Origin of the sequence: uncultured Roseivirga sp., assembly GCF_963973945.1 — a bacterium.
GTDB lineage: Bacteria > Bacteroidota > Bacteroidia > Cytophagales > Cyclobacteriaceae > Roseivirga.
On sequence record NZ_CAXBBV010000001.1, the window covers coordinates 842787 to 856870 of the forward strand.

Genomic DNA, 14084 nt, shown 5'->3' on the forward strand with positions numbered 1-14084 from the left:
TATGTCATATCTATTTACCTCTGAATCAGTTTCTGAAGGACACCCTGATAAAGTTTCTGATCAAATTTCCGATGCACTTATCGATAACTTTTTAGCGTTCGATCCTGACTCAAAAGTAGCTTGTGAAACTTTAGTGACTACTGGCCAAGTGATTTTAGCTGGTGAGGTAAAGTCTAAAACTTACCTTGACGTTCAGAGAATTGCTAGAGACGTAATCGAGAGAATTGGTTATACCAAAGCCGAATATCAATTCGATAGCAAGTCTTGTGGTGTGCTTTCTGCCATTCATGAGCAGTCGCAAGACATTAACCAAGGGGTTGATAGAGCAAGCAAAGAAGAGCAAGGCGCTGGCGACCAAGGTATGATGTTCGGTTATGCTACTAAGGAAACTGAAAACTACATGCCTCTGGCATTAGATCTTTCTCATAAAATTCTTCAAGAATTAGCAGACCTCAGAAGAGAATGTAAAGAAATTCCTTACCTAAGACCAGATGCAAAATCTCAGGTTACAATTGAATATTCTGACGACAATGTGCCGTTGAGAATTGACAGTATTGTGGTTTCAACTCAGCATGATGATTTTGCTGGAGACGAAGAAATGTTGGCGACTATCCGTAAGGACATCATCAATATCTTGATTCCAAGAGTGATGGCGAAATTGCCAGCCAATCTTCAGGCGTTATTCAATGACCAGATTAAATACCACATTAACCCAACAGGGAAGTTTGTGATTGGTGGGCCACACGGTGATACTGGTTTAACAGGAAGAAAAATTATTGTAGATACTTACGGTGGCAAAGGCGCTCACGGTGGAGGTGCTTTCTCGGGTAAAGATCCTTCAAAAGTAGACCGTTCTGCAGCTTACGCTACAAGGCATATCGCTAAAAACTTAGTGGCTGCAGGTGTAGCTGACGAGGTTTTAGTACAAGTTTCTTACGCTATTGGAGTAGTTGAACCAATGGGTATTTTCATCTCTACTTACGGAACAGCTCACGTTGACATGACCGATGGGGAGATTGCTAAAAAAGTATCTGAAGTGTTCGATATGCGTCCTTATGCAATTGAAACTAGATTGAAATTGAGAAACCCGATGTATCTTGAAACTGCGGCTTATGGCCACATGGGTAGAAAGAACGAAATAGTGAAGAAAAGCTTTATCGGTGCTGATGGTCAATCACACGAAAAGGAAGTGGAATTATTTACTTGGGAAAAATTAGATTATCAAGATCAAGTAAAAGCAGCTTTCGGGCTTTAAGCTTTACTTTATAAATATTAACCCAAAGCCCGATTCATTGAATCGGGCTTTTTATTTAACTAGCAGCTATGGAACATAATTTAAGAGAAACGATTCTTTCCGCCTTTGAGCGCTTTATGATGATGCCCGAAAACGAAGCCAATTTAAGGCTCGGTGCTGGCAAATGGTCGATTCAAGAAATTGTGGGGCACATGATCGACTCGGCTGCGAATAACCATGCGCGAATTGTAAAGGCTCAATCTACGGATGACTTGATTTTTGAAGGCTACGATCAAGTGGTATGGGTAGAAAACCAAAATTATGCGGGTGCGCAATGGCATGATTTGATTATTCTATGGAGACAATACAACCTGCATATTGATTACATCGTCAGTCAAATTCCTGACAAGGTGTTAACAAAGGAAAGAGTAAATCACAACCTTGATAAAATTGCTTGGAAACCTGTTCCCGTAGACCAACCCACAACGCTTGAATATTTCATCAATGATTATATCAAGCACTTGAAACATCATTTGGGTCAGATTGAGGAGATTATATCTAACACCTGAGATAACAAAAAATAAATTGTCAAATGCGTAGACAATTTATTTTTTGTTAAGTGCTGATGCTATTCTGTTAATCTGAAATTTTCACGCTCTCATTACCAATAATAATTGGAGGTAAATCGTAACGTTTTTCCTCTGGGCCATTTTCTAATTTCAGTACACCTCTTGGACAAACAGCAGAACAAACCCCGCAACCCACGCAACTCGCGCGAACAATATTCTGACCTTTCTGAGCATAAGCCCTCACATCAATTCCTTGCTCACAATAAGTAGAGCAGTTTCCGCAAGAAATACATTGACCGCCATTCGTGGTAATTCTGAATTTAGATTTAAAGCGTTGAATAATGCCCATATAACCTGCCATTGGGCAACCAAAACGACACCAAACACGGTTGCCAAGCATGGGGTAAAAACCTACTCCGATGATTCCTGAGAAAATAGCTCCGATAAAGAAACCATAAGGTTTTTGGAATTTAGAATAGATATCGAGCCCAAAAACGGAACTGACACCAGTAAAATATCCATAGAGCGTAACGGCCGTCATAACGAAAACAAAAACCATTACACTATGAATAAGCCAGCGTTCAAGTTTCCAAGCGCTTAGTTTTTTCGAGGAAAGGTGACGGAAGGGGTCTCCTGCAGTTTCGGCCAAACCGCCACAACCACATACCCAAGAGCAGTACCAACGCTTACCAATCAAGTAGGTCAAAATAGGGGTGCCGATTAAGAACAAGCCAATCCCAACGACTAAATAAATCATTCCGAAAGGCTGATAGGCATTTTCCTGCATCGCGTCTAAATGGTAGCTATAAAAGAAGTCGTAATCGAGTGGCCAAACGTTTTTAATGTCAGTGTCATAATAGCCAACATATTCTCCAGCTGTAGTGGTTACATCGTTATAATTAAGGGCCGCTAAAATTTCAGGAATAGTATAGGCAAAAACCAGTTGCGCAATCATCACCGAAATGGTTCTGATAAGTTGATAACGGCTATGTCGGTATTTGAAAATGAACTTCATTCCCAAAGCCAAAATAGCGATGGTATAAAGGGTTCCGTACATAAACCATTGGCTGGCAGGGCGCCCTTTTATGGCCATGCTCAAGGGGTCGAATAACGCGACTAAGCCTTGGTTTTCACCGTTCTGAACAAAACCTACATAGCCTGGAAACCAATACAACAGTACATAGAAGCCAGTAAGTAAAATCCCGACCGCCCAAGCGAAAGCACCTCTGCTGGTCAATGAGAAATGCCAAACGCCATTATTCTTAATTCCTTCAGGTTGTTTTAAATAGCTTCGGGCACCATAAACTGTGGTTCCGCCAATCATGGAAATGATGGCGATGGGCATGAATACCGAAGCATCTAAGGCTACATTGGCCCAAGCCGCCAGCAGTATAAGTACTCCAAAGCAGGCGACCACTAAGGCTATTTTCTGGATTACATCTGTATCTTCTGGATGCGGATTCGAAATGGATAAATTCGGTTCTGTAGTCGACATTATTGTCTATTTGAATTATGATACAAAGTCTAAAATGCGTTTCCAGCTTTTCTTTTTAAGCTGAATGTTTTTGCCGTTTTCACGATTGAATTGAGCGATGATTTCGGCCTCATAGGTTTTATAAAGCTCAGGGTCAAAGTTGGCGTCCTTTAAGTGTTCAAGCACGTAATCAACTGTTCTTCCCTCTTTAAACCATTTATCAAAAGCGTGGTGTCGAAGTCTAAAGCCTAAATTGTTTACGCCCAATAGCTTACCTGTGGATTTATCCCATCGTAAGCGAAGGCAGATTTTTCCATTCTTATGCTCCCAGTAAAAGTCGTTTTCATTTTCCTTGGCTTTCGCCCAAACCCAACCGTAGGTCTGATACTCTATGTCGAAAAATTTAGCAGAGTTGAACCAATGCCCTGGTTCATATTTGGTGGGTTTATCGCATAATGTTCTGGCGAGCGCTTCGCCCATCATTCGGCCAGTATACCAAACTTGTTCTATGCTTTTTCTTTCTCCATTCGGCTCTAAAAATTCAGCACAATCGCCAAGGGCATATACATTATCAATATTGGTTTTAAGGAATGGGTCAACTAAAACACCTCTTTTTGTTTCAATTCCCGAATCTTTTAAGAATTCGATATTTGGAGAAACACCCGCGGTAAGCCCAACAAATTCACATTTAATGGTTTCGCCTATTCCAGTAATTACTGCTTTCACACGGTCGTTTTCATCTGAAACAATTTCTTTTAATTCGGTCGCCAGCCGTAAGTCTATATGGTGTTCTTTGATGTGGCGGTTGATCATTTGAGATTCTCCGTTTGGCAGAACATTATCCCAAAAGCTTTCTTCCCTCACTAAAAAAGTAACTGGAATATTTCTGGAGCGAAGCATTTCGGCCATTTCAATACCAATCAAGCCTCCCCCGACAATGACAGCCCTAGAAATGTTCTTGGTATTGGCTTCCATGGTTTCTAAATCCTGATAGCTGTAAAGCCCTTGTACACCTTCTAAGTTTTGGCCCGGCCAACCAAATTTATTCGGTTTAGAGCCTGTGGCAATGACCAACTTATCATAAGCCATAGTTTCTCCATTCGAAAAATGGAGGATTTTACCTTCAGTATCTACTTTCTCTACAAGGGCACGCTTCAGATCGATCCTGTTTTTCTTCCAAAACCAATCTTCATAAGGTTTGGTGTGTTCGTATTTCATATGGCCCATGAAAATGTACATCAGCGCAGTTCTGGAAAAGAAATGGTCGGTTTCGGCAGAAATCACAGTGATTTTATGGTCGCTGAGTTTACGGATATGCCGAGCCGTAGTAATGCCCGAAATGCCGTTTCCTATAATTACAATGTTATGCATAGCTGGATGATAATACCCAAGTTGAGATTTTTAGTTGCCCGAACATGTCGTTTTTATGACGGTAATACAACTTCTTGTCATTTGGGTTTTTCGCTTCTGCTGAATTTAAGGAATTAATGCCGCATGTCTAACCTCACCCTTGCTAAATGAACGAACATATTTATCTTGAACCAGTATTCATGATGGGCCATGCAACCTTTTACATTGGCTGCCATCTTTAGGCCAGATTCAAGTTTTAAGAAAATGAAAACATTATTAAGAATTTCGAGACCCACTTTACTTGCCGCTTTTATGGTAATGTTTGCCGCGACCGCTTTTGGGCAAGCCAAGCAGAAGAGGGAAATATCTGGCGTTAGAGAGCTGAGCGTAAGCAATGCCTTTGCGGTTGAAATCCGAGTTGGAAATCAAGAATCTTTGGAAATAGAGATCGATGAGGACTATATGGATGATGTAATCACAGAAGTAAGAGGAGGCCGATTGACTATTAAAATGAGAGATCAATCTGGGCGAAGGAGTTATAGAATGAGAGAAACCCCGAGGGCTTATCTTACTGTAAAGTCGTTAGAATCAATTTCTGCCAGTGGTGCGGTTTCTATCAAAACCATGCAAACTTTGGAGAGTAATAAAATGAGTGTTGACATTTCAGGTGCTTCATCTCTAAGTTTAGATTTAGATATTGATGACTTGAACCTTGAAGTTTCGGGCTCATGTGTAATCAACTTAAAAGGTAGAGCTGACAGACAAACTGTTAGAATTACTGGCGCGTCTACTTATAGTGCTTATGACCTTCAGAATAAAATTGCAGACTTGCGTGTTTCTGGTGCTAGTAATGCAAGAGTTAATGTTTCTGAACGATTAGAAGCCAATGTTTCTGGAGCCTCTAGTGTTCGCTATCGTGGAAATGCTTCTGTAGATTCAGATACTTCGGGTGCTTCAAGTGTAAGAAAAGGAGAGTAATATTTTTGGACCTTGCTCCATTAAAATCATATAGATTCCGAGAATTCGGAACAGAATAATAAAAAGTCCCTTTCGAAAGGGACTTTTTATTTGCTCTTAAATTTTTGAATTAGCTGTATGGCAGCGTTCAGTGCTGGCAAAGAACCAGCTTTAACGGCCTTGGTGATTTCTGGAAGGCTGTTTTTTACGGCATCGTTGGTGTAAAATTCCTGTTCCAATAAGGCACTAATATTTTCCTTCATCCAGTTCAAATTCTGAGCTTTCCTGTTGACATCAAAATAACCGTTGGTTTGGGTGTGACGAACATATTTCTCCATCATTTCCCAAATTTCAGACAATCCAGTGTTTTGCAACGCAGAACAGGTTTTTACTTCGGGAGTCCAGCCCGATTCAGAAGCAGGGAACAAGTGAAGTGCGTTTTGGTATTCAACTTTAGCCCTTTTTGCGGCCTTAATATTGTCGCCATCTGCTTTATTAATAACTACCGCATCAGCCATTTCCATGATGCCTTTTTTGATGCCTTGAAGTTCATCGCCTGCTCCTGCGAGCATCAGTAAAAGGAAGAAATCCACCATGCCATGCACCAAAGTTTCCGACTGACCAACACCCACGGTTTCAATAAAAATAACATCGAAACCAGCGGCTTCGCAAAGCAACATGGCCTCTCTGGTTTTTCCACTTACACCACCAAGCGCAGTACCCGATGCCGATGGACGGATAAAGGCTTTAGGGTTTCTGGCCAAAGTTTCCATCCTCGTCTTATCGCCCAAAATACTGCCTTTGCTTAGTTGACTACTTGGATCGATAGTGAGCACGGCTAAATTTTTATCCTGCTGCGTTAGAAACTCACCAAATGATTCGATGAAAGTACTCTTTCCAACACCTGGAACTCCCGTAATACCAATGCGAATCGCCTTGCCTGCATGTGGAATAATGTTCTCCAATAATGCTTGCGCCAGCTCAATATCTGAGGGTAAATTACTTTCCACCAAAGTAATGGCACGGCTCAAAATCAGGCGATCGGAATTTAAGATTCCTTCCGTATAGGCTTTTACACTAAGTCTTTTTGATTTCAACATCTTCAGTACCCAAAGTAATAATTATTTAACTTGGCCAAACATGATTGTCGAACAAACCGATCAAATATCCTTAAGGAAAGTCAATGGCATTTAAAAAACTTGGAAAACGGATGCTGCTTTGGCCATTAGGGCTTCTGTTTCTGCTGACGACAATTCTCTACTTTACACCGCAAACGGCACGTTTATTCTACCCTAAAGAGGTCTCAAACATTAGCCCAGTAGAGGCGAAGAGCTTAATTCAATCCCAAAAGCTACTGATCTTAGATGTGCGCGAACAAGCAGAATATGAAGTCAGTCATTTGTCGGGTGCCAAACGTTTTACACCAGAAGTGTTGAAAAACGTTGAACCCGATACCGAGATTTTGGTGTATTGTACCGTAGGGGTTCGAAGTGCTAATTTGGCGAAAGAACTTCAGGCGCAAGGTTTTTCGAATGTGCATAACATTGATTTGGGAATTGTAAACTGGAAAAACGAAGGTTTTGAAGTGGTAGACGAAAAGGAGAAACCCACTGAAAAAGTACATGTGTATAAGGGCATCTTTGGCCTTTGGTTGAAAAAAGGAGAAGCGATTAAGTAAGATATATGGGGAAAGCATTGCTCATTATTTTCGTAAAAAACCCAGTGTTGGGAAAGGCAAAAACACGCTTGGCCGCTACTGTAGGAGAAGAGGCTGCTTTGGCGATTTATAAACGTCTGCTGGAGCGTACTAAATCAATAACCCAACCTTTAGCAGTGGACAAAACTGTGTTTTACGATCATGATTTGGGTGAAAATGACTTGTGGTCAGCGGAAGATTTTTCTAAAGACTTACAGTCCAATGGTGACTTAGGTGAAAAAATGTTAGCTGCCGTTCAATCGGCTTTTCAACAGGGCTATGAAAGAGTTTGCGTCATTGGCAGCGACTGCTATGATTTAACTACTGACATCTTGAACCAAGCTTTTTCTTCTCTGGAAAATCATGATGCAGTGATTGGTGGAGCCGTAGACGGAGGTTATTACCTTATAGGAATGAGCAGCTTGATTACTGATGTTTTTCAAAACAAGAAATGGAGCACAGAAGAGGTTTTTCCTTCTACCATTCAAGATTTTAAGAATAAAGGGCTTTCGTATTTTCAACTCCCTGTTTTAAATGATGTTGATACCGAAGAAGACTTGGGCGATTGGGCGCAAGATATTTTGAAAGAACATAAAAAGGCGTAATCATGAAAGCTATTGTCAATTTATTGCTGCTCGTTTTTATCAGTTCTGCTTGCAGCATTCCACAAGATTCAGTTCAAGACCAATATGCACCTAACGAATATTTCGATCAGAATTGGGCCATGAATAAATTGTGGGAAGATGGCTTGGCCGAAGTGGCACATTACAAAGCTGAGACGATGATTTACGGGAAGCCAAGAACTTTCGATCAGGTTTTTATTACGGTAAAAGAAGAGTTCAACAAGGAGTGGAATGTGAAGACAGACGACTATAAAAGAGACGATCTTTTTAGCGTGATGAAGGTGAATAAGTTCGCTCGCATTGAAACCGATAACTATCCTTACCATTATCTCAGCAGCCTTTTCTTTAAAAGAGATCAACCAGATCAATTGTATAAAATGACACATACAGGTCAAGAATGGTGCGGAAATACCTTCAAACAGTTTATAATTGAAGGGGCTAATTATGCTTATGATTACAACAGTTATTTTGATGGGACCGGTGATGGTGAAATGGGAATTAACGGCACCGATTTTTTATGGGAAGACCAGTTGAGTTATGCGCTCAGGGCTTTAAAGTTTGAAGATGGATTAACCTTCGAGAACCAAGTTGTAGAAAGTCAAATCAATACAAAAGTACGGACGCCAACCATTTATAATGCTCAGTTTTCTGTGATGGATAAAAGCGACTCTTGGCAAGTGGAAGTAAAGCTTGACGCAGAAAAAACAAACGTTTATAGCTTTGAAAAGGAATACCCTAATCTTTTGCGCTCCCAACAGTCATGGAATGGCTACAAGCTTGAACTTGATTCTGTAAGCCGATATCAATATTGGAGGTAAACTTTTAACTTGGGGCCACAAAGGAAAAAGCCATGTCGAACTTGATTATTACCGCACTTTACATTTATCCGATTAAGTCATTGGCGGGCATTGAAGTAGCCAAAGCCAAAGTAGAAAGCCATGGCTTCCAAAACGACCGAAGGTTCATGCTGGTAGATGAAAATAATCAATTCATTACCCAGCGTAAATTCGCTAAAATGGCTTTGCTTCAGCCAGAATTGACTGCAACAGAAATCATAGTTCGGCACAAAACAGAAGCAGTAATCCCGCTAAAAATCAGTTTGAACGAGCCCAATACCACTTCTGAAATGGTAACTATTTGGGACGATACCTGCCCTGCAAAACCTGTGAGTCCCGAAGCAGACGAATGGTTCAGTGCTGTGTTAGGAATGAAGTGCAGACTCATGTACATGCACGATGATTCCATCCGCCAAGCCGACCAGCGTTATGCCATTAACGAAACCGACAAAGTGAGTTTTGCCGATGGCTATCCCTATTTAATGATCAGCGAAGAATCTTTAGCACAACTGAATGGGAAGCTTGATGAACCAATGGACATGAGAAGGTTCCGGCCAAGCATCGTTTTCAAAGGCGGAAAGCCGCACGAGGAAGATGAGATAAGAAGAGTGTTTTGCAATGGAATTGAAATGTATGGCGTAAAACCCTGTGCCCGTTGTGTGATGACTACCGTAAATCCTGATACTTCTGAAAAAGGAAAAGAACCGCTAAAAACTCTCAGTACTTATCGTCAAACAGGCAACAAAATACTTTTTGGCGAGAACTTTATCGCCACCAGCAAGGGTGAGTTAAAGGTCGGTTATTTGCTCAAGGTGTTGGAGAGAAAGATACCTTCCTTGCGTTAGAGAAAGAGTACTTATAGTTCAAGAGTCAACTAAAACGGAACCCGTACTTCATCTTGATATTATGTAATTTTTTGAGCGATTTATTAAGTTAATGTATAGCTTTGGTTTTTATCTAAAGTATAACTTATTACTAATGAAAATCAGATTCCTTGCTCTACTGTTTGCCTCAATTTTAAGCTCGACCTGCTTTGCTCAAATTCGTTTTGAGAAAGGGTATTTTATCAACAATTCTGGTGAAACAGTAAGCTGTTTGATAAAAAACGTGGCTTGGCGAAACAATCCAACTCAATTTCAATATAAACTTTCAGAGGAAGGACAAATACAAACTGCAGACCTTGAATCCATTAAAGAGTTCGGAGTTTTGGATGAATCAAAATACGTAAAGTTTGTAGGCGGAATAGATAGGTCAAGCGAAAGCCTTAGTGATATGAGTTCTGACTACGAACCATCGTTCAATAATGAAGAACTGTTTTTAAAAGTAGTTATTGACGGAAAAGCCAGTCTATATGAATACAGAGATGGAAATTTAACAAGGTACTTTTTTGGAATGCAAAATTCAGAGATTAGTCAACTCGTATACAAGTCATACTTAACAGCAGATAAAAGGGCTTTAAAAAATAAGCAATATAAAAAGCAACTTCAGGACGAGCTAAAATGTGAGAGCATTACATTAACTACTATTTCAGAATTGGAATATGACAAAAAGGAACTCGCAAAATTGTTTATTGATTATAATACATGTGCTAATTCTGAGTTAACAGATTTCATGAAAAAGGGCAATAAGGGAACTTTGAATTTTATAATCAAGCCGGGCATTCAGAGAGCTTCTATTTCATTAGAAAGAACGGGGCAATATCACAGCGCCACACAACCATATAAATTGAATTTTGGAGGACAGCAGAGGTTTAGCTTTGGGATTGAGATGGAGTATGTATTTCCTTTTAATAAAAATAAATGGAGCTTTTTTATTGAGCCAACTTATTTATCTCCTTATAAAGTAGAAAAGGAGGTTGAGGTGGATAATGAATCTTTAGAGGTTAAATATAGTTCAATTGATCTTCCGGTAGGTATACGGCATTATTTCTTTCTGAATGACAAGTCTAAAATATCTGTCGATGTATCTTATGTCATGAACTTTGCAGTCGGTAATTCACTATTTGATTATGAACGAAGTGAAGATTTGTCTATCAAAAGAGGTGCTAACTCAATGGTAGGATTAGGCTATATCTACAGTAATAAATATAGTATAGAAGTAAGGCATGGTTTCAAAAGACAGCTATTTAATTATTCTTTTTATGATTCAAAGTATAAGACTACATCAATCGTCTTTGGCTATAAAATTTTCTAACGCATAAAAACTCTAGGGGCTCTTAGCTTTCTTCTTCGTTATCTTTTTAACCAAAAACTCAGCTAACCCACCACCAATAAGTCCCACAATAAGAATAAATAAGCCTTCGGTTAAGCTGTACTGTTTAAGTAAGTATCCAGCAAAAACGATGAGCAATATTAAAGGAATGGAGTATTTAAGCTTCATTAGATGTAATATAAAAAATGAGCTGCCTTTTTACAAAAGCAGCTCATTTGATTTAATGAATTCTTATTTATCGTTAGTGCGCCAAAGATTTCTCTTTGTGCTTTTTGATTTGTCTGCGTAAGGCTTCTGTACAATGGTCGGTTGCGGCTTCAAACGACCCGTTGGTTTTTTCAGCAAAAAGCTGATCGCCAGGAACGTTCAATTTAATCTCAACCGTTTTGTTTTCGATTCCCTCATTATTCACTCTTAAAATCACTTCTGCATCAATAGTTCGGTCGTAAAATGTATCTAGTTTATCTAATTTTTTCTGAATAAAGTCTGTCAATTTGCTGTCTGCAACGAAGTGAACGGATTGAATCTGTACTTTCATAATCGTAATGTTTAAGGGTTAAAACTTAAGCTTTAGGGTGTGCTTGATCAAAAACTGATTTCAGTTTTTCAAGCGAATTGTGTGTATAAACCTGCGTTGCCGCCAAGCTGCTGTGCCCTAAAAGATCTTTCACAGCGTTAAGGTCGGCACCTTTGTTTAGAAGGTGCGTGGCAAATGTATGCCGCAGGGCATGGGGACTTTTCTTCTCGGTAGAAGAAACCATTTCCAAGAAATTATTTACTATTCTGTAAACCATCATCGGGTATGCCTTGTCTCCTTTGTTGTTTACGAGCAATGGCGCATTTGGATTGCCTCCAAACACATGATTTTTCTCAATTTTGTATTGATCTATAAGAGAGAGGAGCGGTGCTGCTATGGGTATAACCCGCTCTTTGTTTCTCTTACCCAATACTTTAAGGGTGTTTTGGTGGTGATTAATATCCGAATCTTTGAGCCCAATTAATTCTGATAATCTTATGCCTGTTCCGTAAAGTAATTCGATAATTAGTTTTTCTCTCAGTCCTTCAAAGTCTTTAGTGAACTCAAACTTGTCTAAAAGGTTGACCAACTCTTTTTCATCGGCAAAGCTGGGCAGGTCTTTTTGGGTTTTTAATAAGCGAACCTTGATGGTTGGATCTTTCTCGATTTCGCCTCGCTTGATTAAGAATTTATAATAAGACCTAAGGCTAGCAATTTTTCGGTTGACGGTGCGGGGCGAAGTGCCAGCGTCCATTAAAGATAGTACCCAAGAGCGCACCATAATTTGAGTGGCCGAACCAAGGTCACTGCATTTAAATTGTTCCGAAATGTAATTTGTGAATTGCGCGAGATCTGATTGATAGGAAATAACAGTATGATTACTGTATCTTTTCTCGAACGATATGTATTTGAGGAATGAATCAACCATGCTAGTACTGCGCATTTGCAAACAGTACTAACATAGTGATTAAATATGATTAGAAAAAGTATGCCTTAGTAGTTTTCGTTGGCGTACATTTTTTCTTTGTAAGCAGCTTTGATCTTCTGAGCTCTGTTAGCAACTGAAGGTTTTTCGTAAGCTTGTCTTGCTCTTAGCTCTTTCAAAACACCAGTTCTTTCAAACTTCTTTTTGAACCTTTTTAGAGCCCTGTCGATAGATTCGTTTTCTTTTACGTTAATAATAATCATAATCCTTGAAACACCTCCCTTCAAATTGGACTGCAAAAATAGGAGTTTTTTTTTCTAAACCATTGATTTCCACAAAAAAAGGACAACTAAGCAGCTGCCCTTTGTAGGTTTTGTCAAAACACCTATCGATTTACTTTAAAATAGATCTAGAAATCACGAGTTTTTGAATTTCAGAAGTTCCTTCACCAATGGTGCAAAGTTTAGAATCGCGGTAGTATTTCTCTACTGGGTAATCTTTGGTGTAACCATAACCGCCAAAAATTTGAACGGCTTCATTAGAAAACTCAACAGCACACTCAGAAGCATAATATTTGGCCATAGCCGATTCTTTGGTAACGCTCTTGCCGTTATTCTTTAACTCAGCTGCTCTAAAAGTGAGAAGTTTAGCGGCCTCTAGCTTTGTGGCCATATCTGATAGCTTGAAGGAAATGCCCTGAAAGTTGAAAATTGGTTGGTTAAACTGTTCTCTTTCTTGAGAATATTTTAGAGCGGCTTCAAAAGCTCCTTCGGCAATTCCTAAACTTAGTGCAGCAATCGAGATTCTACCTCCGTCCAATACTTTCATGGATTGTATAAAGCCTTGACCAACTTCGCCCAAGACGTTTTCTTCAGGAATTCGACAATCTTCAAAAATCATTTCGGCAGTTTCTGAGCTACGCATACCCAGCTTGTCTTCTTTTTTTCCGCCTTTGAAGCCTGGAGTACCTCTTTCTACTACAAAAGCAGTCATTCCATGAGAATCGCCCACTTCGCCAGTACGAACAATAACTACCGTGATATCGCTGCTTTTACCATGTGTAATCCAGTTTTTAGTACCATTAATTACCCATTCGTTACCGTCTTTTTTAGCAGTGGTTTTCATGTTTCCAGCGTCTGAGCCTGTGTTTGGTTCAGTCAAACCCCACGATCCGATCCATTCAGCAGTAGCCAATTTTGGCAACCATTTTTTCTTTTGAGCTTCATTACCAAACTGAAGAATATGCCCTGTACACAAAGAGTTGTGTGCAGCCATTGACAAACCAACCCCTGGGTCAAGTTTGGTCAATTCCATAATCGCGGTAATGTATTCGTCATAACCAAAGCCAGAGCCACCGTATTCCTGAGGAACCACAACGCCCATAAGGCCGAGTTCGCCCAACTTTTTCATTACATCTACAGGGAAGGTTTGGTCATCGTCCCATTTATTTCTAAAAGGAGTTATTTCTTTCTCTCCAAAATCCTTGATCATACTAGCGATCATGGTTTGGTTTTCATTTAGCTCAAAATCCATGGTTGTTATTATTTTCTGAAAATTACGCAATTTCATTAACCGAACAAACGATCGTTAGGTAAATTGATTGTCGAAGATTAATGTTCATTTAAACATTGAAGTGAAAACCCTGTCGAATGTAAAGGTGTCGGATAAGAGCATTCTATTATCTTTGAACAT

At 39.7% G+C, this 14084-nt stretch carries 16 protein-coding genes; 8 read left to right on the forward strand and 8 right to left on the reverse strand.

Features of this window, described 5'->3' with window-relative positions:
• Nucleotide 1: 1 nt before the first annotated feature.
• Together metK and AAC026_RS03680 are read left to right on the forward strand one after the other, a co-directional pair.
• The gene (gene metK, locus AAC026_RS03675; RefSeq protein WP_339695115.1) at nt 2-1255 is read left to right on the forward strand and encodes a methionine adenosyltransferase; all 1254 of its coding nucleotides are present in this window, start codon (nt 2-4) and stop codon (nt 1253-1255) included.
• A 68-nt stretch (nt 1256-1323) separates the two neighbouring features.
• Nucleotides 1324-1803 (forward strand): DinB family protein, encoded by a 480-nt coding sequence (locus AAC026_RS03680; protein WP_339695116.1) that lies wholly within the window; start codon nt 1324-1326, stop codon nt 1801-1803.
• A 67-nt stretch (nt 1804-1870) separates the two neighbouring features.
• Here the strand turns inward: AAC026_RS03680 and AAC026_RS03685 are convergent, their stop codons facing one another.
• A complete protein-coding gene (locus AAC026_RS03685) occupies nt 1871-3298 on the reverse strand; it encodes a 4Fe-4S dicluster domain-containing protein (RefSeq protein ID WP_339695117.1) in 1428 nt (475 codons plus the stop codon).
• Nucleotides 3299-3313: 15 nt separating this feature from the next.
• Nucleotides 3314-4648, reverse strand: coding sequence for an FAD-dependent oxidoreductase (locus AAC026_RS03690; protein WP_339695118.1), 1335 nt, complete (start codon nt 4646-4648; stop codon nt 3314-3316).
• Between the two features lie 243 nt (nt 4649-4891).
• Here AAC026_RS03690 and AAC026_RS03695 point away from each other — a divergent pair, with 243 nt between their 5' ends.
• Nucleotides 4892-5605: a head GIN domain-containing protein gene (locus tag AAC026_RS03695; protein WP_339695119.1), complete on the forward strand. Its 714-nt coding sequence runs from the start codon at nt 4892-4894 to the stop codon at nt 5603-5605.
• A gap of 86 nt (nt 5606-5691) precedes the next feature.
• On the opposite strand, the gene meaB is transcribed toward AAC026_RS03695, so the two are convergent.
• Nucleotides 5692-6684 carry a methylmalonyl Co-A mutase-associated GTPase MeaB gene (gene meaB, locus AAC026_RS03700; protein ID WP_339695120.1) on the reverse strand — a complete coding sequence of 331 codons (993 nt, stop codon included), beginning with the start codon at nt 6682-6684 and terminating at the stop codon, nt 5692-5694.
• Between the two features lie 83 nt (nt 6685-6767).
• Between meaB and AAC026_RS03705 the strand changes: the two genes are divergently transcribed.
• The 5 genes from AAC026_RS03705 (at nt 6768) to AAC026_RS03725 (ending at nt 10932) form a co-directional block, all read left to right on the forward strand.
• Complete coding sequence (locus tag AAC026_RS03705) at nt 6768-7262, forward strand: rhodanese-like domain-containing protein (RefSeq protein WP_339695121.1); 495 nt, start codon at nt 6768-6770, stop codon at nt 7260-7262.
• A 5-nt stretch (nt 7263-7267) separates the two neighbouring features.
• Entirely contained in the window at nt 7268-7885 is a 618-nt protein-coding gene (locus tag AAC026_RS03710) for a TIGR04282 family arsenosugar biosynthesis glycosyltransferase (RefSeq protein WP_339695122.1), read from the forward strand.
• 2 nt (nt 7886-7887) lie between these two features.
• The gene (locus AAC026_RS03715) at nt 7888-8721 is read left to right on the forward strand and encodes a hypothetical protein (protein WP_339695123.1); all 834 of its coding nucleotides are present in this window, start codon (nt 7888-7890) and stop codon (nt 8719-8721) included.
• A 32-nt stretch (nt 8722-8753) separates the two neighbouring features.
• Nucleotides 8754-9584, forward strand: coding sequence for an MOSC N-terminal beta barrel domain-containing protein (locus AAC026_RS03720; protein WP_339695124.1), 831 nt, complete (start codon nt 8754-8756; stop codon nt 9582-9584).
• 133 nt (nt 9585-9717) lie between these two features.
• Nucleotides 9718-10932 carry a hypothetical protein gene (locus AAC026_RS03725; RefSeq protein ID WP_339695125.1) on the forward strand — a complete coding sequence of 405 codons (1215 nt, stop codon included), beginning with the start codon at nt 9718-9720 and terminating at the stop codon, nt 10930-10932.
• Between the two features lie 12 nt (nt 10933-10944).
• On the opposite strand, the gene AAC026_RS03730 is transcribed toward AAC026_RS03725, so the two are convergent.
• The 5 genes from AAC026_RS03730 to AAC026_RS03750 form a co-directional block, all read right to left on the reverse strand.
• Nucleotides 10945-11118 carry a hypothetical protein gene (locus tag AAC026_RS03730; RefSeq protein ID WP_339606984.1) on the reverse strand — a complete coding sequence of 58 codons (174 nt, stop codon included), beginning with the start codon at nt 11116-11118 and terminating at the stop codon, nt 10945-10947.
• Nucleotides 11119-11191: 73 nt separating this feature from the next.
• Nucleotides 11192-11488 (reverse strand): ribosome-associated translation inhibitor RaiA, encoded by a 297-nt coding sequence (raiA, locus tag AAC026_RS03735; protein ID WP_339606985.1) that lies wholly within the window; start codon nt 11486-11488, stop codon nt 11192-11194.
• A gap of 25 nt (nt 11489-11513) precedes the next feature.
• Nucleotides 11514-12410 carry a tyrosine-type recombinase/integrase gene (locus AAC026_RS03740; RefSeq protein ID WP_339695126.1) on the reverse strand — a complete coding sequence of 299 codons (897 nt, stop codon included), beginning with the start codon at nt 12408-12410 and terminating at the stop codon, nt 11514-11516.
• Nucleotides 12411-12460: 50 nt separating this feature from the next.
• A complete protein-coding gene (rpsU, locus tag AAC026_RS03745; protein WP_053222271.1) occupies nt 12461-12655 on the reverse strand; it encodes a 30S ribosomal protein S21 in 195 nt (64 codons plus the stop codon).
• A 130-nt stretch (nt 12656-12785) separates the two neighbouring features.
• The gene (locus AAC026_RS03750; protein ID WP_339606987.1) at nt 12786-13925 is read right to left on the reverse strand and encodes an acyl-CoA dehydrogenase; all 1140 of its coding nucleotides are present in this window, start codon (nt 13923-13925) and stop codon (nt 12786-12788) included.
• Nucleotides 13926-14084: the final 159 nt, after the last annotated feature.

Excerpts from the sequence above, each read along its gene's own strand:
- metK (WP_339695115.1), top strand. The coding sequence starts at position 2 with ATGTCATATCTATTTACCTCTGAATCAGTTTCTGAAGGACACCCTGAT.
- AAC026_RS03680 (WP_339695116.1), top strand. The coding sequence starts at position 1,324 with ATGGAACATAATTTAAGAGAAACGATTCTTTCCGCCTTTGAGCGCTTT.
- AAC026_RS03685 (WP_339695117.1), bottom strand. The coding sequence starts at position 3,298 with ATGTCGACTACAGAACCGAATTTATCCATTTCGAATCCGCATCCAGAA.
- AAC026_RS03690 (WP_339695118.1), bottom strand. The coding sequence starts at position 4,648 with ATGCATAACATTGTAATTATAGGAAACGGCATTTCGGGCATTACTACG.
- AAC026_RS03695 (WP_339695119.1), top strand. The coding sequence starts at position 4,892 with ATGAAAACATTATTAAGAATTTCGAGACCCACTTTACTTGCCGCTTTT.
- meaB (WP_339695120.1), bottom strand. The coding sequence starts at position 6,684 with ATGTTGAAATCAAAAAGACTTAGTGTAAAAGCCTATACGGAAGGAATC.
- AAC026_RS03705 (WP_339695121.1), top strand. The coding sequence starts at position 6,768 with ATGGCATTTAAAAAACTTGGAAAACGGATGCTGCTTTGGCCATTAGGG.
- AAC026_RS03710 (WP_339695122.1), top strand. The coding sequence starts at position 7,268 with ATGGGGAAAGCATTGCTCATTATTTTCGTAAAAAACCCAGTGTTGGGA.
- AAC026_RS03715 (WP_339695123.1), top strand. The coding sequence starts at position 7,888 with ATGAAAGCTATTGTCAATTTATTGCTGCTCGTTTTTATCAGTTCTGCT.
- AAC026_RS03720 (WP_339695124.1), top strand. The coding sequence starts at position 8,754 with ATGTCGAACTTGATTATTACCGCACTTTACATTTATCCGATTAAGTCA.
- AAC026_RS03725 (WP_339695125.1), top strand. The coding sequence starts at position 9,718 with ATGAAAATCAGATTCCTTGCTCTACTGTTTGCCTCAATTTTAAGCTCG.
- AAC026_RS03730 (WP_339606984.1), bottom strand. The coding sequence starts at position 11,118 with ATGAAGCTTAAATACTCCATTCCTTTAATATTGCTCATCGTTTTTGCT.
- raiA (WP_339606985.1), bottom strand. The coding sequence starts at position 11,488 with ATGAAAGTACAGATTCAATCCGTTCACTTCGTTGCAGACAGCAAATTG.
- AAC026_RS03740 (WP_339695126.1), bottom strand. The coding sequence starts at position 12,410 with ATGCGCAGTACTAGCATGGTTGATTCATTCCTCAAATACATATCGTTC.
- rpsU (WP_053222271.1), bottom strand. The coding sequence starts at position 12,655 with ATGATTATTATTAACGTAAAAGAAAACGAATCTATCGACAGGGCTCTA.
- AAC026_RS03750 (WP_339606987.1), bottom strand. The coding sequence starts at position 13,925 with ATGGATTTTGAGCTAAATGAAAACCAAACCATGATCGCTAGTATGATC.